Source organism: Asaia sp. Ae19-3, from assembly GCF_059801175.1.
On the sequence record NZ_JBCHWF010000001.1, the window covers coordinates 2,946,423 to 2,970,314 of the forward strand.

General features: G+C 60.5%; 18 protein-coding genes. 8 read left to right on the forward strand and 10 right to left on the reverse strand.

The window, feature by feature from the left end; translation table 11 throughout:
• Positions 1–40: 40 nt before the first annotated feature.
• Positions 41–1,513 carry a pyruvate kinase gene (pyk, locus tag AAID99_RS12970; RefSeq protein WP_188427526.1) on the forward strand — a complete coding sequence of 491 codons (1,473 nt, stop codon included), beginning with the start codon at positions 41–43 and terminating at the stop codon, positions 1,511–1,513.
• Between the two features lie 167 nt (positions 1,514–1,680).
• Here the strand turns inward: pyk and AAID99_RS12975 are convergent, their stop codons facing one another.
• Together AAID99_RS12975 and AAID99_RS12980 are read right to left on the reverse strand one after the other, a co-directional pair.
• The gene (locus AAID99_RS12975; protein WP_188427556.1) at positions 1,681–2,562 is read right to left on the reverse strand and encodes a prephenate dehydrogenase/arogenate dehydrogenase family protein; all 882 of its coding nucleotides are present in this window, start codon (positions 2,560–2,562) and stop codon (positions 1,681–1,683) included.
• A gap of 2 nt (positions 2,563–2,564) precedes the next feature.
• Entirely contained in the window at positions 2,565–3,623 is a 1,059-nt protein-coding gene (locus AAID99_RS12980; RefSeq protein ID WP_229719922.1) for a lysylphosphatidylglycerol synthase domain-containing protein, read from the reverse strand.
• 255 nt (positions 3,624–3,878) lie between these two features.
• On the opposite strand from AAID99_RS12980, the gene hpnA reads away from it, so the two are divergent.
• From hpnA to hpnC, 3 genes are read left to right on the forward strand one after another with little or no spacing between them, the layout of a single operon-like run.
• On the forward strand, positions 3,879–4,880 hold the full coding sequence (gene hpnA, locus AAID99_RS12985; RefSeq protein WP_188427527.1) for a hopanoid-associated sugar epimerase: 1,002 nt from the start codon (positions 3,879–3,881) through the stop codon (positions 4,878–4,880).
• Positions 4,877–6,031, forward strand: coding sequence for a glycosyltransferase (locus AAID99_RS12990; RefSeq protein ID WP_188427528.1), 1,155 nt, complete (start codon positions 4,877–4,879; stop codon positions 6,029–6,031). The genes hpnA and AAID99_RS12990 overlap by 4 nt, the downstream gene beginning before the upstream one ends.
• Entirely contained in the window at positions 6,031–6,906 is an 876-nt protein-coding gene (hpnC, locus tag AAID99_RS12995) for a squalene synthase HpnC (RefSeq protein WP_188427529.1), read from the forward strand. The genes AAID99_RS12990 and hpnC overlap by 1 nt, the downstream gene beginning before the upstream one ends.
• 137 nt (positions 6,907–7,043) lie before the next feature.
• Here the strand turns inward: hpnC and AAID99_RS13000 are convergent, their stop codons facing one another.
• Together AAID99_RS13000 and AAID99_RS13005 are read right to left on the reverse strand one after the other, a co-directional pair.
• Positions 7,044–8,225, reverse strand: coding sequence for a pyridoxal phosphate-dependent aminotransferase (locus AAID99_RS13000; RefSeq protein WP_498494082.1), 1,182 nt, complete (start codon positions 8,223–8,225; stop codon positions 7,044–7,046).
• A 92-nt stretch (positions 8,226–8,317) separates the two neighbouring features.
• Complete coding sequence (locus AAID99_RS13005; protein ID WP_188427531.1) at positions 8,318–8,773, reverse strand: cupin domain-containing protein; 456 nt, start codon at positions 8,771–8,773, stop codon at positions 8,318–8,320.
• A 137-nt stretch (positions 8,774–8,910) separates the two neighbouring features.
• Between AAID99_RS13005 and hpnD the strand changes: the two genes are divergently transcribed.
• The 4 genes from hpnD to AAID99_RS13025 are packed head-to-tail and all read left to right on the forward strand — an operon-like array spanning position 8,911 to position 13,721.
• Complete coding sequence (gene hpnD, locus AAID99_RS13010) at positions 8,911–9,780, forward strand: presqualene diphosphate synthase HpnD (RefSeq protein WP_229719923.1); 870 nt, start codon at positions 8,911–8,913, stop codon at positions 9,778–9,780.
• Positions 9,781–9,783: 3 nt separating this feature from the next.
• Positions 9,784–11,070, forward strand: coding sequence for a hydroxysqualene dehydroxylase HpnE (hpnE, locus tag AAID99_RS13015; protein ID WP_498494083.1), 1,287 nt, complete (start codon positions 9,784–9,786; stop codon positions 11,068–11,070).
• 37 nt (positions 11,071–11,107) lie between these two features.
• Entirely contained in the window at positions 11,108–13,090 is a 1,983-nt protein-coding gene (shc, locus tag AAID99_RS13020; protein WP_188427533.1) for a squalene--hopene cyclase, read from the forward strand.
• A 1-nt stretch (position 13,091) separates the two neighbouring features.
• Positions 13,092–13,721 carry a phosphorylase family protein gene (locus AAID99_RS13025; RefSeq protein ID WP_498494085.1) on the forward strand — a complete coding sequence of 210 codons (630 nt, stop codon included), beginning with the start codon at positions 13,092–13,094 and terminating at the stop codon, positions 13,719–13,721.
• A gap of 455 nt (positions 13,722–14,176) precedes the next feature.
• Here the strand turns inward: AAID99_RS13025 and AAID99_RS13030 are convergent, their stop codons facing one another.
• The 6 genes from AAID99_RS13030 to lepA form a co-directional block, all read right to left on the reverse strand.
• On the reverse strand, positions 14,177–15,355 hold the full coding sequence (locus AAID99_RS13030) for a M20 aminoacylase family protein (protein ID WP_498494087.1): 1,179 nt from the start codon (positions 15,353–15,355) through the stop codon (positions 14,177–14,179).
• Positions 15,356–15,490: 135 nt separating this feature from the next.
• A complete protein-coding gene (locus AAID99_RS13035) occupies positions 15,491–16,849 on the reverse strand; it encodes an NCS2 family permease (protein ID WP_188427536.1) in 1,359 nt (452 codons plus the stop codon).
• Positions 16,850–16,945: 96 nt separating this feature from the next.
• Complete coding sequence (locus tag AAID99_RS13040; protein WP_498494088.1) at positions 16,946–18,187, reverse strand: alkaline phosphatase family protein; 1,242 nt, start codon at positions 18,185–18,187, stop codon at positions 16,946–16,948.
• A gap of 61 nt (positions 18,188–18,248) precedes the next feature.
• Positions 18,249–20,360 carry an AsmA family protein gene (locus AAID99_RS13045; protein ID WP_498494089.1) on the reverse strand — a complete coding sequence of 704 codons (2,112 nt, stop codon included), beginning with the start codon at positions 20,358–20,360 and terminating at the stop codon, positions 18,249–18,251.
• Positions 20,361–20,502: 142 nt separating this feature from the next.
• Positions 20,503–22,008 (reverse strand): glycosyltransferase family 2 protein, encoded by a 1,506-nt coding sequence (locus AAID99_RS13050; RefSeq protein ID WP_188427538.1) that lies wholly within the window; start codon positions 22,006–22,008, stop codon positions 20,503–20,505.
• Positions 22,009–22,068: 60 nt separating this feature from the next.
• Entirely contained in the window at positions 22,069–23,871 is a 1,803-nt protein-coding gene (gene lepA, locus AAID99_RS13055) for a translation elongation factor 4 (protein WP_188427560.1), read from the reverse strand.
• Positions 23,872–23,892 lie beyond the last annotated feature (21 nt).

Below are 23,892 nucleotides of genomic sequence, written 5' to 3' on the forward strand. Positions count from 1 at the left end.
CTATGATATGCAACGTGCAGCAATTGGATCGGAGATCAGTATGACATCCTCACCTCAGGCAGCTTCGGCTCAGGGCACGGGAGTGAAGAAAGAGGCCGAACAGCGCCGCACGAAGATCGTTGCGACCCTCGGCCCGGCCTCCTCCACGCATGAGATGATCCGCACACTGGCTCTGGCCGGCGCTGACGTGTTCCGTCTGAACTTCTCGCATGGTTCGCATGAAGACCATGCCAAGCGTCATGCCACCATTCGCGACGTCGAGGCCGAGCTTGGTCGCCCGCTCGCCATTCTGGCTGACATGCAGGGTCCGAAGCTGCGCGTTGGCACGTTTGCCGATGGCAAAGTGGAGCTGATTGAAGGCGCCCGTTTCCGCCTTGATCTGGACCGCACGCCCGGCGACGCCCGCCGCGCCTGTCTGCCGCATCCCGAAATCATGCGTGCTGCCGAGCCCGGCAGCCGCCTGCTGCTTGATGACGGCAAGATGCGTCTGCGTGTCGTGTCCTGCGACGAGACGCATATGGAAACCGAAGTCGAGGTCGGTGGCTGGCTGTCCGAGCGCAAGGGCGTGAACGTGCCTGACGTCGTGCTGCCCATTCCGGCCCTGACCGAGAAGGACCACAAGGATTTTGCCTTCGCTCTCGATCTCGGTGTCGAGTACGTGGCGCTTTCCTTCGTGCAGCGTCCTGAAGACGTGCAGGAAGCCAAGGACATCGCCAAGGGCCGCGCCTGGATCATGACCAAGCTCGAGAAGCCGCAGGCCATGGAGCGTCTGAGCGACATCATCGCGCTGTCTGACGCTGTGATGGTGGCTCGTGGCGATCTGGGTGTCGAGCTTCCGGCTGAGGAAGTGCCGATCGAGCAGAAGCGTGCGATCCGCGAAGCCCGCTTCCAGGGCAAGCCGGTGATCGTTGCCACGCAGATGCTGGAAAGCATGATCACCTCGCCGACACCGACGCGTGCAGAAGTGTCTGACGTCTCCAATGCCGTGTTTGATGGTACGGACGCTGTGATGCTCTCTGCCGAGAGCGCAGCAGGCAAGTACCCGCGCGAAGCTGTGGAAGTCATGGCTCGCGTGACGCGTCGCGTCGAGAACGATCTCGAATGGCGCATGCAGGAAGAGGCCCTTCGTCCTGATAGCGATGGCACGACCGGTGGCGCCATTGCAGAAGCTGCATGGCATGTTGCGCAGTCCGTCTCGGCAGCGGTCATCGTGGTCTATACGCAGAGCGGCCGTGGTGCGCTGCAGATTGCCCGTGAGCGTGCCGATTGCCCGGTTCTGGCCCTGACGCCGGATGATGAAACCGCGCGTCGCCTGAACATGGTCTGGGGCGTCCGCGCCATGTCGGTCGGTCAGGAAACGCCGGTCTATGGTGTTGAAGGCGTGGTCGATCAGGCTGTCGGTCTGGCCGTGTCGGAAGGCTATGCCGAAAAGGGCGACAAGCTGGTTCTGCTCGTTGGTCTGCCTTTCGGCCAGCAGGGTTCGACCAACACCCTGCGCGTCGTCACCATCTGAACGTGTTTCCGGCGGGGTACAGCCCCGCCAGTGAGCCCTCGGTAGAGGGTTTCCAAAGGGCGACGGCCCTTTGGCGGGGAATGGGGCAACGCCCCATGGCTGGGGCGGAGTAACTCTCCGCCTCTCGCAAAGGCGCGAACCCCTCCCTCTTCAGCCTTGCTGAGAAATCAGGCCTGCCGGTTTTCGATCAGGCTGCGACGGATGCGCCGGCCACGCGAGATCGTCTCGACAATGGTTTTCTCGTCGCCCTTGCGTATGGCCTCTGCCATGGCGGCGGCATCCTGACTGAAACGATCAAGCACGCTCAGCAGGGCATCGCTGTTGTTCAGGAAGATGTCGCGCCACATGGTCGGGTCAGAAGCCGCAATGCGGGTGAAATCCCGAAAACCCGAGGCGGCGAAATCAAGCACTTCGGCGCGCATGTCTTCCGCAAGCGTATCGGCGGTACCGCAGATGGTGAAGGCAATCAGATGCGGCAGATGGCTGACCATGGCGCAGATCGTGTCGTGATGATCTGTATCCATGATGCGAATGCGCGCCCCCATGGCGCGCCAGAAATCCGCGATGCGGTCTATGGCCTCCTGGGGGGCATCCCCTGACGGGGTGAGCAGGCACCAGCGATCTTCGAAAAGCGTCGCAAAGCCGGCATCTGGGCCTGAATGCTCCGTGCCCGCCATGGGGTGGGCCGGTACATAGGCGATATCATCGCGCAGATGAGGGGTGAGAGCCTCGACAACGCTGCGGCGCGTCGAGCCCACATCGGTCAGAATGGCGCCCGGCTTCATATGAGGTAGGATGCCGGCAGCCACAGAAGCAATAGCCCCTACGGGAACGCAAAGCATGACGCAGTCGGCGTTTTCGACCGCTTTTTGCATATCGTCGGTAACGATATCGCCCAGATCGAGCTCGCGTATCCGTTCGAGAACAGCGGGGTCGCGGTCAGCCACGACGAGCCTGTCGACCAGACCGAGGTGGGCGCGCAGGCGCCGCAGGACGGAAGAGCCGATCAACCCCGGCCCTATGACGCAGAGCGTACCGAAAAGAGGCATCGTCATGATGCTTCGCTCCCGGTGGCGTTGTCGCTGTAATCGAGGGTTTCGCTGGCCTTGGCTTCATGCTTGCTGGCACGCAGACGGCGCATTTCGGAAATCTGCCAAAGCGCCATGACAGGAATACCGATCGCGATATCCCGCCCGCGGCGCAGAAGGGAGAGGCCAAGAGAGATTTCGGCTTCGATACCGAAGAAATAGCCGAGAGCGACATAAGCCGCCTCCTGCACGCCGAGCGCGGCAGGCACGAGGAACGAGGCCGACATGATGCCGCACACGACACCTTCGATGGCGACTGCGCCGATATAGCCAATATGGGCGCCGAGCAGTTCCAGCGACAGCCAGGTAACGCCAGCGCCACCAAGCCAGCACAACAGATGCATCATGGCGCCGCTTGCGATGCGAGCCGGGCGGGCCCAGAGCAGGTCGAGCTGCCCCTGAAAACTGTCCATATTGTCGATCAGCGTCGTGCGCCAGCCTTCGGCAATATGACGCCCAAGGAAGCGTGCGGCATGATGAATGGCCACGCCGCCGCGCTGCTGGGTCCAGATGAAGCCTGCAATGCCGAGGGCCAGCAGGGCCATCCCTCCCAGAACGGGCCAGGTGAATTTATTGGCGCCGGTATGGGAGAAAAGGCATGCCAGAGCGATGACGACAAAGACGATCTGGCCCAGCACCTCGGTCGTGATGTCGACAATATTGGTCGCAACGGCAGCAGGCCATTGCAACGGGCCGAGCTTGCGGCTGAGGGTGGGCATGCTGCAGGTGGCGCGAATGCCGATCACCATGCCGCCGAGCTGGGAAAAGGGCAGGCAGTTTCCTGCGGCGTCACGCACAGCGCGTGAGGCGATGGTTCTGAAAAGTCCGACTTCTGGACAGGCGAGATACCAGGACGTTCCGAGCCCGACATCGACCAGCGCCTGACCGGCAACCATGGCCAAAAATCCGCCGACTCCGATACGCTGCATGGCGGTGAAAACATGACCGATGCCGAGCCAGGCCATGATCCCTGTCAGCAGAGCGAGGCCGAGCAGGGAGAGGATGAAGGTCAGGGTTTTCAAGGCCAGTCTTGTCCGAACGACGCAGGGTTGCGAGGGCCCTCATATGGCCAGGGAAAAGGGCAGATGAGGTTTCTGCGGCATTTTCTAGAATATGTCGCGCTGTCGAGTGTTCGCGGCTGTCTACACCAGACAGTCTGCTTTCGCTACTCCAAGGCGGAACATGACGAAAAAGCCATCACCCGCAGGTTGCTTGTCCTTCCGTGAACGGTATGGTGCGATATCAATTTGCAATAAACGTGAGCATCAAGGCCTATCATGAGCGAATACACGCTGATTACCGGGGCAACCGGTTTTGTTGGCTCGGCAGTCGCGCGTATTCTCAAGCAACGGGGTCACAGGATCAGGCTGCTGGTGCGCGCAGGGGCTGATCTGTCAAATCTCGAAGGACTGGACGCCGATCTGGTGATCGGTGATCTCACCGCGCCTGAGAGTTTCGGTCCGGCTCTCGCCGGGTGTCGCTATCTTTTTCATGTGGCCGCCGATTATCGCCTCTGGGTGCCGGACCCCGCTGTCATGATGAGGGCCAATGTCGAGGGCACGCGTCGGTTGATGATGGCTGCGCTCGATGCTGGTGTGGAGCGTATTGTCTATTGCTCGTCTGTTGCCGCCCTCGGCCTGACCAAGGATGCGACACCGGCGAATGAACTTACCCCTGTCACCGAACACGACGTGATCGGGGTCTATAAACTTTCGAAATACCGGGCCGAGCAGGAAGTGCTCAAGCTGGTGCGCGAGCGTGGCCTGCCTGCGGTGATCGTCAATCCGTCCACACCGGTAGGCCCGCGTGATATCAAGCCTACCCCGACAGGTCAGATGATTGTCGATGTCGCCTCTGGCAACATGCCTGCCTATGTCGATAGCGGGCTCAACATCGTGCATGTCGATGACGTGGCCGAGGGTCATGCCCTGGCACTGGAAAAAGGCGTGATTGGCGAGAAATACATTCTCGGTGGCGAAAACTACATGCTTGGCGATTTCTTCTCGCTGATCAGCGAGGTTGCCTGCGTCAAGCCGCCGCGTATCCGTCTCAGGCAGTCCTGGCTGCAGCCTGTTGCCATCGTTTCGGAATGGCTGGCGCGCGGTTTTGGCATCGAGCCGCGCGTGACGCGCGAGACACTCGCCATGTCGAAGAAAAAGATGTTCTTCACCTCTCTCAAGGCCCAGGAGCAACTCGGTTATGCGCCGCGTCCGGCGCGCGAGGCTGTGGCAGACGCGATAACCTGGTTTCGCGAACATGGGCGGATCTCTACGAAATGATCAGAAATCTGATGGCCGTCTCTGCGCTGGCGGCTTGGGGCAAGCTGCTTTTTGCCCATGGCCGTTTCTGGCGTACAGGCACCAGGCTGACCCCGGTTAATACGGTATCGGCCAGTGTGTGGCCGGATGTCGCTGTCGTCGTGCCCGCCAGAGATGAAGCCGAGTCGATTCAGCCATGTCTCGCGACGCTGCTGCAGCAGGATTACAAGGGCAGGCTGAGTGTCATTGTGGTCGATGATGGCAGCACGGATGGTACGGGCGATCTGGCCCGTCAGGTGCCCGACCCGCATGGTCGCCTGACCGTTGTGACCGGGCGCGAGCGACCGGAAGGCTGGAGCGGCAAGCTCTGGGCGGTGCATCAGGGTGAGATGGTCGCGCGCGAAAAGGTGGATGCAGACGGATTCATTCTGCTGACCGACGCCGATATCCTGCACTCGGCCCTGCATCTCGAAACGCTGGTCGAAAAGGCGCAGCGCGACGGGCTCGATATGGTCTCGGAAATGGTGGTGCTGAACTGTGAAAGCGCCGCCGAACGCCTTCTGGTGCCTGCTTTCGTCTATTTCTTCGCGATGCTCTATCCGTTCGAGAAGGTCAATGATCCGGCTTCCGAAGTGGCTGGTGCAGCAGGCGGTACGATTCTGGTGCGTCGTGCGATGCTCGAACGTATCGGCGGCGTCGAGACAGTACGCGGGGCGTTGATCGATGACTGCTCTCTGGCGTCTGACATCAAGCGGGCTGGGGGCAAGCTCTATCTTGGCCATAGCACGCTCGCCTGGTCGATCCGCCCCTATCGCGGTGCGGGCGATATCTGGCGCATGATCGCGCGCACGGCCTATGTGCAGCTGCGTTATTCGCCGGTCATCCTGCTCTGCACGATAATCGGCATGGGGCTGGTCTGGTTGGCACCTGTCTATTTTGCGCTGTTCGGTCGCGGGCGGGTGCGCGTCATGGGGGGCGCCTCGCTGTTTCTGGCTATCGTCTCCTTTTTGCCAACACTCTCACGGTTCAAGCTTTCGCCCTTGCGTGCGCTTGCCCTGCCGGTTGTGGCGGCGTTCTATATGGCGGCAACCATCGGGTCTGCGGTCGATCATCATCGCGGACGCGGCGTTCAGTGGAAAAGCCGCTTTTACACCGAGGAGACCCACGCCTGATGAACGCCATCAGCAAGACCATCGACCCGGTCTGGGGCGAGTCTGACGTCACCTCGCCCAAGGGCGCAGGCGACGAGAATTTCCCGGTCGGGTCTCTTCTGTTCGCGAGAGCGAACCGGGCGCATGTCACGGCCTATTACAATTTTGCCCGTGTCATCGACGATATGGTCGACAACGCCACGCTTTCTGCCGACGCCAAGATTGCAAGGCTGAAAGGCATGGAGGAGGTCATTCGCGGCGAGCGCGAGGCGCCCCATCGTGCCGATGCGCAGACAGCCGCGATCCTGCGCCGCCATTTGCTTCAGACTGGCGTGCCGCTCGAGACTGCGACCGATCTGATTACAGCGTTCGTCCAGGATGCGGTGAAGAACCGTTATGGCAACTGGGACGAGTTGCTGGGCTATTGCCGCTTTTCGGCCAATCCGGTCGGCCGTTTCCTGCTGTTACTGCATGGCGAAAAAGTCGAGACGCTTCCGCTTTCCGACGCGCTTTGCAGTGCGTTGCAAGTGCTCAACCACCTGCAGGATGTGACGGGCGATCTGAAGACTCTCAACCGTTCCTATCTGCCGCAGGATATGCTCGATGCTGAGGGCGCCAAGGTAGAAGACGTGCTTCTGGCGCGCAGCAAGCCCGGGCTACGGCGCGTGTTCGATCATCTGCTCGACGAGGTCGATCATCTGAACCGTGAGGCTTCTGCCCTGCCGGGTCTGGTGCGCGATCGGCGTATGCGTGCCTATTGTGCGGTCGTGGTGGCGCTTTCGCAGCGTCTTGCCACAAGGCTGCGTCGTGAAGATCCTGTGGCGGGCCGGGTCAAGCTCGGTCGTGCTGACGGAGTGCTTGCTTTTGCCAAAGGCGCACGGGCACTCATTGGTTGAAAAAAGGACCGATCCAGCCTCGCGAAAGGTGGTCGGTCCGTTTCTTCTTCCTCAAGGCCATGCTGGGCGTTGAGGGGAAAAACCGCGAAGGGAGCTGCCTCCCTTTGCGAATGCGGGGCCAGCGCCCCGCCTGATGTTCAGGCCAGAATCTGGTCGAGGGCGGCGCAGAAGCCTTCCATTTCCTTCATCGAGCCAACGCTCACGCGCGACATGGTCGGCCAGATATCCCAGTTGCGGCCGATTTCGACCTTTTTGGCGGCGAAGGCCGTCTTCATCTGGGCCGCAGGCTTTTTCCAGTCCACGAGGAACATATTGGCCTGACTGCCGGGCACGATGCGGATATTGCGCTTGGCAAGGTGATCGAAGGTCATGCTGCGTGCGGCGATCATCTCGTCGCGTCGTGCCTTGATGGCATCGGCCTGGGTCAGGCTGACAGCACCCGCGGCGAGCGCCACGATGTTGAGCATGGAGATCATGTTCGGGCCGTCATAGCGCATCATGCGCTTGTGCAGGTCCGGCCGGGCGAAGGAGAGGCCGAGACGCAGGCCAGCCATGGCGAACATCTTCGAGAACGTGCGCAGAACGATGACGTCCTTACCCTGCTTGACCAGCGAGATCGCGCTGGGTGCGCCCGAGAAGTGGATATAGGCTTCGTCAACGATGATGACCGAGCCGGCAGGCTTGTTGTCGGCCAGCCAGGCGATATCTTCCAGCGGTGTGACGGTGCCGGTCGGGTTGTTCGGGCTGCAGATGTAATAGGCGCCTGCATTCGGGTCGGCCTTGAGCATGGCGCGCACGTCGGTAGCATAGCCGTTATGGGCCGAGAGCGGCACGCGCGTCAGCTTGATCTTCATCCAGTCGGCCGTGCGCCAGGCGGCTTCATAGGTCGGGTTGGCCGTTACCAGACCGCGTTCGGGCGAACAAAAGGTCACGACCGAACGGCAGAGCGGGTCGCTGGAGCCGGGCCAGGGCAGGATGTGCTCTTCGGAAATGCCCTCGACTGACGAGGCGGTACGCAGCAGGGTCGAGCGCAGGTGGTCGGGCTCGTAGCGGTTGCCATAGGGCACCTGAGCCTGGCCTGCCGTGACGGCAGACGGGAAAGGGCCGGTCCAGCATTCGTTGCTGCCGATACGGATCATGTCGGGATGGCCCACAAACGGGTCATCACCGGGTGCCTTGATGACGGCAAAAGCCGAGGAGCTGAACTGGGTCAGGGCGGCGCTCATGCCGAGCAGGCTCGTCAGGCGGCCAAAATGGCGGCGTGAATATCCACGTTCCAGAAGATCTTCTTTGGCTTCCTGGGTGAGTGGCGCGGTCATGAGCTTATCTCCGATGGGTCAGATGACAGCAAGGAGACGGTCATTCGTTTCGAATGTCAAATCATTTTCCATACGAAATTTCGTGCTTTTTATCAGTATTCTTTCTTTTCACCCTTGAGCGGGATTGAAGTTGGAAGATTATTGCCGCCAGCATAGGTCAGAAGCAAGACTGTTGCCGTATCGCCTGAAACGCCACGATGGGCGTCATCCATGCTCTCGGCAAAGGCCTCGCCCTGATGGAAGGTGTGACTCGCCCCGCTGACCTTGTCTTCAATCGTCAGCTGGCCTTCCAGCACATAGCCGACATTGGGAATGGGATGCGTGTGCCAGGGCAGGGCCGTATGGGGCGGGATGGTCAGTTTGATCATCATGAGTGTGGGCTGACCTGAGGGATAATGCGTATAGGCCTTGCCGTTCCATGAATGGTCGGCCTTGAGCAGGTGATCGGCATGGGCGGTGGCCGTCTGCTGCGCATGAGCCTGGCCAGTGAGACCTGCACCCAGCCCCAGGGCGAGCGTGCCAAGAGCGAGAGAGTGTGAGAATCGCATGATGTGTTTTCCTTGTTGCGGAGGGGCCCCCTCAGGGGAGCGAACAGGGTCAAAACGCCCGTGGCGCGGGCCGGATTTTGCTGTTTGATTTTTTGCAGGTAAAAGGCGCAGCTCTTGGATGATACAGGGATGAAGCGGTGAGCGGGTTTCGACAGGAAGCGGTGCTGGGCTGTGCCTCGGCCGATCTTGAGCATGTTCATGCCATTGTAACCCGCGCTGGCACGTCGTTCGCCAAAGGAATGAAGATTCTCCCGCCGGAAAAACGCTACGGTATGTTTGCCGTCTATGCGTTCTGCCGCGAGGTGGATGACATTGCCGACGGGGATGTTCAGGTTCCGGATCGTCTCGAGGCGCTCAAGGACTGGCACAAGCGGATCGACCGCCTTTACGAGGGTGAGACCCAGGACGGGCTCGATCGGGTGCTGGTTGCCACCATCGTCCGTTTTGGTCTGCGCAAGGAAGATTTTGCCGCCGTGATCGACGGCATGGCGATGGATGCGGCAGGCCCGATTGTGGCCCCCGACGAAGCGACGCTCGACCTCTATTGCGACCGCGTGGCCTCGGCGGTGGGGCGACTTTCGGTACGCGTCTTCGGCGATTCCTCTCCTGAGGCCGATCGGGTGGCGCATCACCTCGGGCGTGCGCTGCAGCTTACCAATATCCTGCGTGATGTGCAGGAGGATGCTGACAGGGGGCGTCTCTACCTGCCGCGCGAATTGCTGGTGCGGTACGATGTGCCGCTCGACCCGCAGGAGGCGCTTTATGCGCTGGGGCTCGACCCGATGGCCCGTATCCTAGCAAAGCGCGCAGCCGATCATTTTCGTGAAGCACGTCGTGCCATGAAACGCTGCGACTCCGTGGCCATGCGTCCGGCGCGTATCATGGCGGCGTCGTATCATCCGATCCTGACGGCGCTGCTGCGTCGCGGCTGGCGTCACCCGGACGTGCCGGTGAAGATCAGCAAGGCCGCCCGCATCCTGCGTTCCCTTCTCGCCTATTATCGCTGATCCATGACCCATGTTCATATCATAGGCGGCGGTCTGGCCGGTCTTTCCGCTGCGGTCGATGTCATAGGGCGGGCGCGTGTCTCGGTTTATGAAGCAGGCCCTGCCTGTGGCGGGCGGGCGCGTTCCTATTACGACAAGGCGCTCGATGCGCGTATCGATAACGGCAACCATCTGCTGCTCTCGGCCAACAAGGCGAGCTTTCGCTATCTTGGCCTGATCGGTGCCGAAAAGACCCTGACAGGTCCGGGGGCGCCGCTATTCCCGTGGTTCGATCTTTCGACCAACACGGGCTGGACGCTTCAGCTGTCGAAAGGGCGCGTACCGTTCTGGGCGTTTTCCAGACGCCGCCGTGTGCCGGGTATGAAACTCGGAGAGCTGGCGATGCTGGGGCGCCTGTTGAAGGCGGGGCCGGATCAGACGGTCAGTGCGTTTCTGGGCGAGGGCATGCTGACCCGCAGATTGCTGGAGCCGTTTGCGATTTCGGCGCTCAATACGCCACTCGAGACGGCAAGTGCTGCGCTTCTGGCAGCCATCATGCGAGAGACCCTGGCTCTTGGCGGCACGGCCTGCTGCCCCTGGTATCCAGCTGAAGGCCTGTCGGAGAGCTTTGTCGATCCGGCGATTGCCCATCTCACGCGGCTTCAGGGCGAAGTGCATTGCGGCACCCGTATTGCCGGGCTCGATGTGCAGGATGGACGTGTTGTCGGACTGAAAAGCGGCAGCGAGACCATTGCGATCGGGCCGGAAGACAAGGTGGTGTTTGCAGCCCCTTCGCCTGTGGCGCGCACGCTGCTCGAACCGCATTTGCCCGATTTCACGGCGCCGGATGCCTATGAGAGCATCATCAATGTTCATTACCGCCTGCCGGGGCCTGTCACGGCGCGTGGCATGCTGGCCAAGGTCGGGTTCGTAGGGCTTGTCGGGGGTGTTGCGGAGTGGATCTATCTCAAAGGAGAGATTCTTTCCGTGACTGTAAGCGCGGCAAATCGTTATGCTGCGCGGGATAATGACGAGCTGATTGCGACAATCTGGTCGGAAATCCGCCAGGCTGTCGGGCCGGTTCTTGTCGAGACCTTGCCTGAGGCTGTGCCGCCTGTGCGTCTGGTGTGTGAAAAGCGGGCGACTTTTGCCGCCACGCCAGCGCAGGATCGGCTGCGGCCTCAGGCAAAAACGGGGCTGGCCAATCTGGCACTTGCCGGAGACTGGACCCAGACGGGTTTTCCCTCGACCATTGAGGGAGCAATACGCTCGGGCTCGGAGGCCATCAGGGCTCTGGGTCTGTCACATTGATATCGAGACTGTATTTTAGAAAGGACAAGGGCGGGCAATGTTGATCTATTCCGACGTTCTGGAGCGCCATGAGACCGGAATTCCGGCCGAGGCGGATATTGGCCAGGTGCGTCAGGCTATCGATTCCGCCCATGCCGCGCTTGCCAACAGGCAGAATGACGATGGCCACTGGGTGTTCGAGCTCGAAGCCGACGCCACCATTCCGGCCGAATATGTCCTGCTTGAGCACTACCTAGACCGGATTGATGAGGAAAAGCAGGCGCGTATCGGCGTCTATCTGCGTCGTATCCAGGGCGCGCATGGCGGCTGGCCGCTTTACCATGATGGCGGTTTCGATCTTTCCGCTTCGGTAAAGGCGTATTTCGCGCTCAAGGCGATCGGTGATGATATCGACGCGCCGCATATGAAGCGCGCACGTGAAGCCATTCTTGATCGTGGCGGTGCGGCACGGACAAATGTCTTTACGCGCATCCAGATGGCCCTGTTCGGCGAGGTGCCCTGGCGTGCCACGCCGGTCATGCCGGTCGAACTGATGCTCGTGCCCAAGGCAGCCGTGTTCTCCATGTGGAACATGTCCTACTGGTCGCGCTGTGTGGTGGCACCGATGCTGGTGCTGCGTACCCTCGAGCCACGTGCCATCAATCCGCGCAACATCCATATCCAGGAATTGTTCGTCACCCCGCCGGAAGAGGTGAAGGACTGGATTCGCGGGCCTTATCGCTCTGTCTGGGGGCGGGTGTTCAAGCAGGTCGATACGATGCTTCGGCCGATCGAGCATCGTTTCCCACCAGCCTTGCGCAAGAAGGCCATCAAGGCGGCAATCGACTTTATCGAGCCGCGTCTGGGCGAAGGCGGGCTCGGTGCCATTTATCCGGCCATGGCCAATGTCGTGATGATGTATCGCGAACTCGGCGTGCCCGATAACGACCCCCGCGTCGAACTGGCCTGGAAGGGTATTCAGGAACTGCTCGTCGAGAAGGAAGACGAGACCTATTGCCAGCCATGCGTCTCGCCTGTGTGGGATACGGGGCTTTCGGGTATCGCCATGGCGGAGGCCGCCTCCGGCCCGGATGCCACACGTCCGAAAGAGACGCGCGAGCGCCTGCAACGCAGCATGGAATGGCTGCGCCAGCGCCAGATCCTGAACGTCAAGGGCGACTGGGCCATCAACTGCCCCGATGTGCGGCCAGGTGGCTGGGCTTTCCAGTATGAAAACGACTATTACCCCGACGTGGATGACACGGCGGTGGTCGGCATGCTGCTCAATCGTGAAGATCCGGAGGGCAATCGCGAGGCAATCGCCCGCGCCCGCGAATGGATCGTCGGGATGCAGAGCACCAATGGCGGTTGGGGCGCCTTCGATATCGACAATGATCTCGATGCGCTGAATCATATTCCTTTCGCCGATCATGGGGCGCTGCTCGATCCGCCGACGGCGGATGTCTCGGCGCGCTGCGTCTCTTTCCTGTGCGAACTGGGCTTCCCTGAAGACCGTCCCGTCATCGAACGGGGTCTTGACTATCTTCGTCGCGAGCAGGAGGCAGAGGGCTGCTGGTTCGGGCGCTGGGGCACGAATTACATCTATGGCACCTGGTCGGCGCTTTGTGCCTTCAATATTGCAGGTGTACCGCACGACGATCCGGCTGTGCTGCGGGCAGTGGCCTGGTTGGAAAGCACGCAGCGTGAAGATGGCGGCTGGGGCGAGGATTGTGCCTCTTATGAAGGGGCAACGCCTGGCGAATACGATATGAGCCTGCCGACCCAGACGGCCTGGGCGGTTCTGGGTCTGATGGCTGTCGGGCATCGCGAGAGCAAGGCGGTCAAGCGTGGCATTTCCTATCTCGTCTCGCAGCAGGACGAGAAAGGCGAATGGCAGGAGAAGCCTTACAACGCCGTTGGTTTCCCGAAGGTCTTCTATCTGCGCTATCACGGTTACAAGCAGTTCTTCCCGCTCATGGCGTTGTCGCGCTTCCGCAATCTGGGACTGAGCAATTCTGGCCGGGTCGAGCACGGTTTCTGATATGCTTGGCGTTCTCGTCGGGCTGAAGGCCGAGGCGCGCCTGATACGGGCGCGTCGCCCCGATGCGATGGTGGCTATCAGCGGCGCCAGTGCTGCCGGGGCGCAAGCAGCCATTGCGCGTCTGCTGGAAGCCGGGGCAACCCGTCTTCTGTCTTTCGGCTGCGCCGCCGGGCTGGCGCCCGATCTGATGCCGGGTGCCCTCGTAATTCCACAATGGGTGCTGGTGAACGGCTCGCGCATCAAGACCGATGCGGCGCTCTCGCGTGAATTCGGCGTGGGGGAGCCGGGTGTCCTGCATGGCGGCATTCTGCATAGCGACGGGCTTGTCGCGACAGCTGCCGACAAGGCTGCCCTTCATGCCCAGACCGGCTGTCTGGCCGTCGATATGGAAAGCGGGTTTGTGGCCAATACTGGTCTGCCCTTTGCAGTCCTGCGTGTTGTCTGTGACGATTCAAAGCGCGATCTGCCCCCCGCAGCGCGCGATGTCCTAGCAGAGGGGCGGATCTCGCCCTTCAAGCTGATACGCAGCCTCGTGCGTCAGCCGGGTCAGATAGGCGATCTGATGGCGCTTGGCCGTGACGCCAAGACAGCACGCGACGAGATGGCCCGGTTTCTGGGTCGTTCAGCCTGAACCATATTTACCGGTAAGCACGTACTGAGGAAGCGGTCGGATCTGCTCGATGGCGTCTGAATCGGCTGTTTCGACGCATGGCATTCATTACCATTTGTCCAGGACAAGGGGTGGCATGTTACGCAAAGTGAAATTTTCGGAAAACTTCGTAATGAAGGTGTGATACCGGGGAAGTTTTGCATCACGCTCCCGGTATCACAGTTATTATGGACGATAATACTGTGTTTAAAAATAGGCAGAGACTGCCTGTTAAAAAATATAATATGTTTTTCCTTCTTTGATTTACTCGCAATCCCGACCGGTCAGGCTGCCTGAACATGGCAACGCAGGGGCGAAGCCCGACCGTGCGGCATGTGTCTGAAGCGCGGACCGCCTTCGCCTGTCTTCCGGTCATTCTGACGGCTACGCCAATACGGGGCTATAGCCGTCAGAGGCCCTGTGGGTGTCAGGCTGGCTCAGCGTGAAGGGGCGAGATATTTCTCTACCAGCCCGACGAAAAGCGCCGCACCGGGGATGATATTGGCGTCATTGAAGTCGAAGCCGCCATTATGCAGCGGCGTGCCATTGCACCCTTCCGTACCATTGCCGACAAACCAGTAGCAGCCATTGGGATGAGCCTGCAGCATGAAGGCGAAATCCTCGCTGCCCATGAAGGCAGGGCTGTCATGGCAATGATCGGCGCCGACGATTTCGGCGGCGGTCTCGCGGGCGAAATCGATCGCCTTGTTGCCATTGACCAGAACCGGGCTGCCATTCTCATGCTCGATCGTGGCCTGGCATTCGAAGGTGAGCGCCGTATTCGTGGCGATGTCGCTGATCCGGCTCAATACGAGTTTGCGCACCTCATCGGTCATGGTGCGGACGGTCAGAAGCAGTTCGCCCTCAGCCGGAATGACATTGGCCGCGCGCCCGACATTGAGGGCGCCGATTGTCACGACAGCCGGGGCGAAAGGGTCGACATTACGCGAGACGATGCTCTGCAGCGCCATGACGAGCTGGGCACAGGCCAGAACCGGGTCCCTGGCTTTCTGGGGCATGGCACCATGGCCGCCCTTGCCTTTGATTGTGATCTTGACCGTGTCAGAGGACGCCATGGCGGCGTCCTTGTGGAAATAGAAATTGCCGCTCGGGAAGCCGGGCATGTTGTGCTGCGCAAAAATGAGATCGCAGGGATATTTGTCGAACAGGCCGTCATCGATCATGCGGCTACCGCCACAGAGCAGTTCTTCTGCAGGCTGGAAAATGAGGTGGAGTGTCCCGTCGAAAGGGCGTTTTTCGGCAAGATATTTCGCTGCGCAGAGCAGCATCGTGGTGTGTCCGTCATGGCCACACATATGCGAAACGCCTTCCTGGGCGCTTTTCCAGGGGAGGCCGGTCGTTTCCACAATTGGCAGCGCGTCCATTTCGGCGCGCAGGCCGATGATTTTCTTGCTGCTGCCTTTGCTCAGCGTGGCGACAAGCCCCGTGCCGCCGATGCCGCGCTCGATGGTGTAGCCCCATTCTGTCAGCTTCGACGCAACGATATCGCTGGTGCGTTTTTCAGTGAAGCCGAGTTCGGGATGCGTATGCAGATCGTGGCGAAGCGCGATGAACTCGTCCTTGAGCGGGGCGAGTTCGTTCAGAAGGGATGACACGGGTGCAAGCCTCATTGCTGTTGATGAAGGGCTCCAGGCCGGGAGCCCTTACTTGCCTGTGTCAACGACCCTGCGTCGCTGTCGTTACCGCGACCGCTCTTCACAACATGACGAGCAGGTTCTCGCAGGGGAGGGTCAGCCCTGCCCGAGCCCGGTCTGGCTGATCAGGAAAAGATAGAACAGGAACACGGCGTCCAGCCCCAGCACCATCGGCGTGAGCCGGACGAACTGGCGCGTGACCAGCAGCATCAGCGAATAGAAGAGCAGACCGAGCGCGAGGCTGATCATGAAATTACCGGTCAGCACGGCGATCAGCAGCATGAATGCCGGGGTGAGAAGCGCCTCCTGCGAGCCATTGGCGGCCTGACCCAGAGCCGAGAGCATGGAAAGTCCGACGAGAATGAGCACGGGCGCCGTGGCTTCCGGGGGGATCATCACGATAAGCGGCCATAGAACGGAAGATGCGGCAAAGAGCAGGGCGACAATGAGCGCCGTAAGCCCCGTCCTACCCCCGGCTTCCACGCCGACAAGGCTTTCGACATAGGCCGAGACGGTGCTGGTGCCGAGCGCCGAGCCGATGATGCTGGCCGAGCCATCGGCAGCGAAGGCAGCGCGACCGAGAAGGGTGGTGCCGTCAGGCTTTGTGAGCCGTGCCCGGTTGGCGACACTGTACATCGTGCCGGTGGCGTCAAAGAAATCGCTGATCAGGAAATAGAGCGTGATCGGCAGCAGCAATTCGAGATGTGAGAAGAAATCGCCGAAATTGAACGGAAACAGCAGATGGGTCGGGTAGTGCGGCCATTCCACGACATGCTGCGGCAGGCTTGCCACGGCATGGCCGTCCTTGTGGACGAAGAGGCTGACCAGTGTGACGGCCAGAATGGCAATCAGCATCCCTGCCGGAACGCGCAGGACAATGAAAACTCCGGCAAGAAACAGACCGAACAGGGTGAGCAGGGCAGAAGGATCGCTCAGGCTGCCGAAATGGAAACCATCAGGCGCAGCCACGGCCAGATTGCCCGTCACCATGCCGAGGCGGGCGATGAAAATGCCGATGGCAATCTGAATGCCCAGCACAATGGGCTCGGGAAAGGCCTGGATGATCTTATGCCGCAATTTCGTGACAGAAAGGGCGGTAAACGCGATGCCGCCGATCAGAACGATGGTGAAGGCCGTACGCACATCGACATGCATCTGATTGACGACGATCTGGGCAAAGATCGCATTGCTGCTCATGGCCGGAGCCAGGGCAATAGGCATGTTGGCAAACAGCGCCATGAGCAACGTGCCACAGACAGCCGCTGCAATGGTCGTCATGATCATGTCATGCGACGCAAGCCCCGCCTTGCTCATGATGGCCGGGTTGACCGCCATGATGTAGGCCATCGCGCCGAAAGTCGTGAGACCTGCCAGAATTTCACGCTGAACGGTCGAGCCTCTCTGTCCGATCTTGAAACGGCGATCCAGCCAGGAGGAAAGAGGAGAAGAGGTCACGTTTGGCGGGCTCCGGGCAGGAAAGAGACGTGGCGTCGTTCTAGGTGGGGAGGGCCCGTGCCGACAAGGGTCTTGAGCCCCTGATCGCCGACTGACTCACTGTATGGCGCGATACGTGTCGCGCAGGCCACCCTGAAGCGGGGTGAGCGAGCCATCATTGTTTTCGGGCAGCAGACCGAGCAGCATCATGAGCAGCGGGTAGACATCGACGTTATCGATGGCTGGCAGGGTCTTGTGCGGCGAAAAGGCGGGGCCGGACGCGATGAATGTGGCCATCATGTCAGGGGCGGCCATGTCATAGCCGTGCCCTCCGGCAGAAACATGCTCGTGCGGCTCGCGCGTGAGGGTCCAGCCGGTTTCAGCGAGGCAGAGCCATGCCGGAACGCGCGGGTTACTGCCGTAATGCAGCCTTTCGGGAATATGTGCTTTTGGCCAGCAGGTGACGTGGTCATGAGGGATGGAGAGCGCATGGGCGAGTTCGCGCTCATGACCCGGCACGGGGTTGATTCCGGCATAGGGACCTGACGTCACGATCTCCATGGCATGGGCCGGGGCCAGACTGGTCAGGGGAATGACTCGTTGAGGGCTGAGGGCTGCCATGCCGTGATCGGAAACGATCAGGATATTGGCAGCCACATGGCGCTGGGCGAGGCCTCTGATCAGACCGGCCAGTGCTGTATCGACCTGCTTTGCCGCTGCGCGGGTTTCAGGCGCGAAGGGGCCGTATTTATGGCCTGCATGGTCCACCCCGTCGAAATAGAGCAGCGAGAGTGCAGGGCGCTTGTCGACCGGACGGTCGAACCAGGACAGCACGGTATCAACCCGCTGGGTCGGGGTGCGTGAGGCATCGAAATGATACCAGATATCAGGGCGCGTATTCAGGATGGGCACGTCCGAGCCGGGCCAGAACATCACGGCAGTCATGAGCCCATGAACCTGGGCTGTGACCCAGGCCGGTGTGCCATTATCCCACCAGCGCGGGTCGTCGAGCCCCGTCTTCTTGCCGACACTGAAGATTTCGCCCGGAATATCAGGATCGATCATGGTGTTGCCGATGACACCATGATGGTCGGGGCGCAATCCGGTGACCAGCGTATAGTGATTGGGAAAGGTGATGGACGGAAAGGATGGGCGCATCGGGGCGAAAACCCCCTGATCGGCCAGCGCATCGAGTGTAGGGGTGTCGCCCTGATGCAACGTGTCGGGCCTGAAGCCATCTATCGACACCATGATGACGGGGGGCAGGCCTGAAGCTGTTTCAGCTTTCGGGGCCACAGGGCCGGTTTCACAACCGGCCAGACACAGGGACAGGATCAGGATAAAAGGGAAGCGCGCCATCCTTTCAGACTGGCAGGATGGCGCTTGCGGATCAATCGTCTTGATGGGGCCTGATTGCCGGTCAGTTCTGCTTTTTCAGACGCTCCTGCCAGACCGAATGGACCTGCTTGCGGCTGAGGGGTTTCTGCGACACGGCCTTGCCGTGCGGCGTGGGCTGGACACTGGCTGCGCCACTACCCGTTGTGGCACCCGGCTTGACACCAGCAGCAGGTGCCGTGTTGGCCTGGGTCAGGGCATCTTCACAGGCGCTGCCCTGACCGACACCGAACTGGATGGTCGGTAGCAGCACAGCTGGCGGGAAGGCAACAGCGAGCCCGGCTGTCGCGGCGGCACGGCCAATAATTTCCGCACCCGGCATGATGGTAGGGCTCTTGAGGGGGCCGGTGATGTTCACACGACCTGGCAGTGAGAGCACGTTGAACGACGTCGAGCGTGTGGTGACGTGATAGTCGAGCGTCTCGTTTTTCAGATTGACCGTACCACCGCCAAGAGTGCGGGTATTGTTGGTCATGAGCAGAAGCGAATTGGTGCTCAGAATACCCTGACGCAAAGGCATGTCAGCAATGAAGCACTTCAGGTCGGAGCGGGTGGGAATGCCCAGCGCCGAGAGGATGGCACTGCCGATCTTGAGACCCATGAGGTCGGGCAGCAGCGCCGAGACATCGCCGCCATGATCGACGACCAGTGTCACGCCGCCATTGCCGTTACCCAGCAGGGTCGCGATGGAGTTGCCCGTTGCCGCCAGAGTGATATGGCCACCCAGTGTGCCCTGACCCTTGAAGGTGGCGGTGGCTTTCATCAGGCGCTGGATCGACAGGCGTGAGACATCGACCTTGAAATGCGTGTCGAACTGGCCGTTCTTTGCGGGGTCGAGTGCGCCGGACAGGCCAAGCGTGCCGTCGCCAACCGCAAAATTCAACTTGTTGATGGTAATGGCGCCATCCTGGACCGCAATATCCGCGAGAATGTTGTCGAGCGGCATGTCCTTGTTCTCGATGCGGTCGCCCTTATAGACGAGATGCGCATTGACGGCGTTCAGCTTGGGGACGTTGATCGGCTTGTCAGGCAGGATACGGTTGCTTGTCGCAGCCTGCTTGCTCTCTTCGTGACCTGGCTTCGCACCGATGAAGCCACCGAGATCCTTTAGATCGACATGATGCGAATACAGATTGGCGTCGACCGTGATCGGCTTGGTCTGAGGATCGACAGCGATTGTCCCGCCGATATCCGATGACCCCATCTTGCCCGAGAAATTGCTGAAGCGGATATGGGCGCTGGTATAATCGAGATTACCCGAAACGCTGTAGGAGGGCGTCTGGGGAATGGGGATGCCGGTCAGACCGTAAAGCAGGGACATGTCCGGCCCAGCAAAATGCAGGACGAGTTTCGTGCCCTTGAAATGCAGCGGGTCATCAACCGAGCCACGCAGCGTGACATAGGTGGGACCGTTTTCAAGACGGGCATCGATCGGATACGGGCGTGTTGAATTGGTAAGCGTCAACAGGGAGCCGCCGACGATATGCCCGGTGATCGGGGCCTGTGCGTAACGCCCCTTGAGGTCGATAACGATGCTGCCATCCTGATCACCCTTCGGCGAGGTCGTATGCAGCAGCACATGCATGTCGGTCTTGAGCTTGGCTATCGCGATGCGGATGTCGCCATTGGTGATGACTACATCGCCGATTTTCGGCAGGGTGCTGGGCTGGGTATTGCCCTGCGGTGCCGGCTCGGGCTTAGCATTGGGATCGGTGAAGCTGTAATTATTTTTGCCGTTGGCGAGGGCTACGATATCGCCTTTTGGTGTATCGAGCGCAATCAGCGGAATTTCCAGCCCTTTATGGGTGATATAGCGCCAGACATTGACCGAGACAGTCGCTTTTTTCGCACTCGCGAAAAGCTCTTTCTCTGAGTCGAAGCCTTCGGGCTGATGAATCTGGAGATCATCGACCGATACGGTTGTTGTCAGACCCAGACGGACATGAAGATGGGCGATCGTCACGGGGCGATGCAGCGCGGCACTGGCCCGTCGATTGACCAGAGGCACGAACCAGTCCCAGTTCCAGAGCAGGATCAGAAGCACCAGAAGAATAGCCATGCCGCCTGCCGTGGCGGTCAGCACACGGCGCACGGGACGTTTGGGCGGCGCTTTCGGTGAGGTTCCGTTTTGTGCCACGAGCGCTGCCTTTCTGCTGGGATCTGTCTGGTAGGGAGGTTAGCCGGACGCACCCTGTCCTGCCTCTGGCAGGAGCAAGGGCGCTGGTGCCTCCTCGGCTGTCATTCTTCCTTGAATACGAGAATGTAAGGGAGGAGTTCCGTCAGGCCGCGGCGAGCCAGAGGGGCACGAGCCCGGCATAGCGGATTTCAAGCATGCTTCTTGCGTCTGGCGTGAGGTGGGCGATGGCGCAGGCAAGAGCATCGGCGTGCGGCGTGCGCATCAGGTCCAGACCAGTCACAAAGTCCCGCAAGCTGTTGCCTCGGCTACGCAGGGCGAAATAGGGGCGCAACCTCTCGGTCAGGGCACGATCAGGCTGCACGAACTGGAGCACGAGGGGCATTGGCGCCGCCGCATTCAGGCCGAGAACGCCATCGAGATCCGGGCCGAGTCCGGAGCTGCCCTGAAGGGCAAGAAGGCGGCAGGACGTTCGTGCAGGATCAGCGGAGACATCATCATCTACCTGCACGGGCAGCCAACGTGTCAGCAGGGCGCCTGTCGCGATGAGTGGCGCCTCGCCCTGGGGCAGCATCAGAAACCCCTTTGAAGGGGTTTCGGGCTCGGCTTGCTGATCGATAACCAGCCAGACAGGCAGTGTTCCTTCCGGCGAAGCGTTGGACGATATGAAGACGAGGTTGTTCTTGTCCGTGTCGTAAGCGAGCCGTTCACCGGCACTGTTTTCGATCTGCGCGTAATTGAAGCGTGGCGCCGTCGCGATGCTCTCACGCTTTCGGATGGTGAAAACAGTTTCGGGCAGGAAGCTCGGGCTGAAGGCCTCGATATCCTGTCTTACACGCCAGAAAAATGCGTCCAGTCCGGCGCGGGCGATGCGCGCTGCATGATCGCGCGTCGCAGGCAGAAAACGGCTGGGCGCGAGATCTTCCTCATCGTTGCGGTTGAAGTGCGACCAGAGATCGGGCGGTGTCACACCGGCAGGAAGTCGGGCAATGCGACGCGTGTAATGCGTCATGTTGCGCGCGACATAGTGCAGAATGCGGGCGCCATCCCAGGTCGGTGCTGCGGCCGGGTCATAAGGCGCGCCGGAGGCGGTGACATGACGGCTCTCATCGAGGGCATAGTGGCAGCCATCGAGTGCGTGGTTCTGAACCGCCTCCGGTCGCACAAACCGCTTGCCGAGCGCATGATCGGCAAAATCCAGAGGCGCGCGACGCGTATAGGCGGCAACAGGTGCATGGGCTGTGCGGGCTATATGATTGTTGGAACCGAAGATCGACCAGTGCAGCATTATGGCGTCGGCATCTGCAAAGCGATCGAGATAGGCGCCGATCGTGTCTTCCCTTTCAGGATAGACATATTCATCGCTCTCGAGGCAGATCACCCAGTCAAAGCGCGAACGGCAGGAGGCAATGGCCTGACTGAACGCAGCAGAGCGGCGTTCAGCATAGTCGATACCGCTCCCCGCTGGCGCACGCTGGGCCTCGATCGGATAGAGGCCAGCCGCGCTCTGGACGATCTCCCATGTGCCGTCAGTCGACTGATCGTCGATGACGATCAGCGCATCGAAGCCCAGAGCCAGGTGATAGGCCATCCACCAGCCGATATCGTCAGCATCATTCTGGACGAAAAGGACGGCTGCGGTAGAGGCCATATCGGGAGGGTCCTTCTTGTTTTTGCTTTTTGCCCTGTCGGGTGGAGACGAGGCGTCAGGTCAGTCCATCTTCAGCGCGGCGAGGAAGGCACTCTGCGGAATTTCGACCTTGCCGAACTGGCGCATACGCTTTTTGCCTTCCTTCTGTTTTTCCAGAAGCTTGCGCTTGCGCGAGATGTCACCGCCATAGCATTTGGCCGTCACGTCTTTCGAGAGGGCACCCAGCGTCTCACGCGCAATGATGCGTGAGCCGATAGAGGCCTGGATCGCGATCTTGAAGAGCTGGCGGGGAATCAGATCCTTGAGCTTGCCGCAAATGGCGCGCCCGCGTGTTTCGGCAACCGTGCGATGCGCGACGAAGGCCAGTGCATCGACTGGTTCCTGGTTGACGAGGATCGAGATGCGCACGAGGTCGCTCTCTTCATAGCCATCGATCTGATAGTCGAAGCTGGCATAGCCGCGTGTCAGTGACTTGAGGCGGTCGTAGAAATCGAACACCACTTCGTTGAGTGGCAGGCGATAGACGGCCATGGCGCGGTTGCCGACATAGGTCAGATCCATCTGGATGCCGCGTCGCTCGCTGCAGAGCGTCAGCACGCTGCCCAGATATTCGTCCTGAACCAGAATGGTCGCCTTGATCCACGGCTCTTCGATCTTCTCGATCTTGCCGGGGTCGGGCATGTCGGCAGGGTTATGCAGATCTTCCTGCGTGCCGTTGGTCAGGTGCATCTTGTAAACGACGGACGGCGCGGTTGCGATCAGGTCGAGATTGAACTCGCGCGACAGACGCTCCTGGATGATTTCCAGATGCAGCAGGCCAAGGAAGCCGCAGCGGAAACCGAAGCCGAGAGCCGCCGAGGTCTCGGCCTCAAAGTGGAACGAGGCGTCGTTGAGACGCAGCTTGGCGAGAGAATCACGCAGCTTCTCGAAATCATCGGCATCGATGGGGAAGAGGCCGCACCACACCACAGGGATAGAGGGCTTGAACCCGGCCAGCGGCTTTTCGGCAGGCAGGCGATCCAGGGTCACGGTGTCACCCACGGCCACATCGGCCACGGTCTTGATGGCGGCGTTGATATAGCCCATCTCGCCCGGTCCGAGCGAATCGACCGCCGTCATCTTGGGCAGGAACACGCCAACCTGATCGACATGATAGGTGGAGCCGGCCTGCATCATGCGGATCTTGTCGCCGCGCTTGAGCGTGCCTTCCATGATACGGACCAGAATGATGACGCCGAGATACGGGTCGTACCAGCTATCGACCAGCAGGGCCTGAAGCGGCTTGGTGGCATCGCCCTTTGGCGGGGGCAGACGCGTGACGAGCGCTTCGAGAACGCCTTCGATGTTCAGGCCCGTCTTTGCCGAAACTTCGACGGCATCATCGGCGGGAATGCCGACGACTTCCTCGATCTGGGCACGCACGCGCTCGACATCGGCGGCAGGCAGATCGACCTTGTTAAGAACTGGGACGATCTCGTGATTGGCGTCGATGGCCTGATAGACATTGGCCAGCGTCTGGGCTTCTACACCCTGAGACGCATCGACCACCAGAATGGAGCCTTCGCAGGCGGCAAGGCTGCGGCTCACCTCATAGGCAAAGTCGACATGGCCTGGCGTGTCCATGAGGTTCAGGATGTAGGTCTTGCCGTCTTTGGCAGGATAGGTCAGGCGCACGGTCTGCGCCTTGATGGTGATGCCGCGCTCCTGCTCCAGCTCCATATTGTCCAGAACCTGCTCTTTCATCTCACGAGCCGTGAGCGCACCGCAGGCCTGGATCAACCGGTCAGCCAGCGTGGACTTTCCATGGTCGATATGCGCGATGATCGAGAAATTGCGGATCTGGGAGAGGGGCGTGCCGGTCATGGCGCGATACATAAGCGATTG

Coding starts and splice junctions, on each gene's coding strand:
- AAID99_RS13050 (WP_188427538.1), bottom strand. CDS start 22,008: ATGGCCTCTACCGCAGCCGTCCTTTTCGTCCAGAATGATGCTGACGAT.
- lepA (WP_188427560.1), bottom strand. CDS start 23,871: ATGACCGGCACGCCCCTCTCCCAGATCCGCAATTTCTCGATCATCGCG.
- pyk (WP_188427526.1), top strand. CDS start 41: ATGACATCCTCACCTCAGGCAGCTTCGGCTCAGGGCACGGGAGTGAAG.
- AAID99_RS13005 (WP_188427531.1), bottom strand. CDS start 8,773: ATGCGATTCTCACACTCTCTCGCTCTTGGCACGCTCGCCCTGGGGCTG.
- shc (WP_188427533.1), top strand. CDS start 11,108: ATGTTGATCTATTCCGACGTTCTGGAGCGCCATGAGACCGGAATTCCG.
- hpnA (WP_188427527.1), top strand. CDS start 3,879: ATGAGCGAATACACGCTGATTACCGGGGCAACCGGTTTTGTTGGCTCG.
- AAID99_RS13040 (WP_498494088.1), bottom strand. CDS start 18,187: ATGGCGCGCTTCCCTTTTATCCTGATCCTGTCCCTGTGTCTGGCCGGT.
- AAID99_RS13025 (WP_498494085.1), top strand. CDS start 13,092: ATGCTTGGCGTTCTCGTCGGGCTGAAGGCCGAGGCGCGCCTGATACGG.
- hpnC (WP_188427529.1), top strand. CDS start 6,031: ATGAACGCCATCAGCAAGACCATCGACCCGGTCTGGGGCGAGTCTGAC.
- AAID99_RS12990 (WP_188427528.1), top strand. CDS start 4,877: ATGATCAGAAATCTGATGGCCGTCTCTGCGCTGGCGGCTTGGGGCAAG.
- AAID99_RS13000 (WP_498494082.1), bottom strand. CDS start 8,225: ATGACCGCGCCACTCACCCAGGAAGCCAAAGAAGATCTTCTGGAACGT.
- AAID99_RS12975 (WP_188427556.1), bottom strand. CDS start 2,562: ATGCCTCTTTTCGGTACGCTCTGCGTCATAGGGCCGGGGTTGATCGGC.
- hpnE (WP_498494083.1), top strand. CDS start 9,784: ATGACCCATGTTCATATCATAGGCGGCGGTCTGGCCGGTCTTTCCGCT.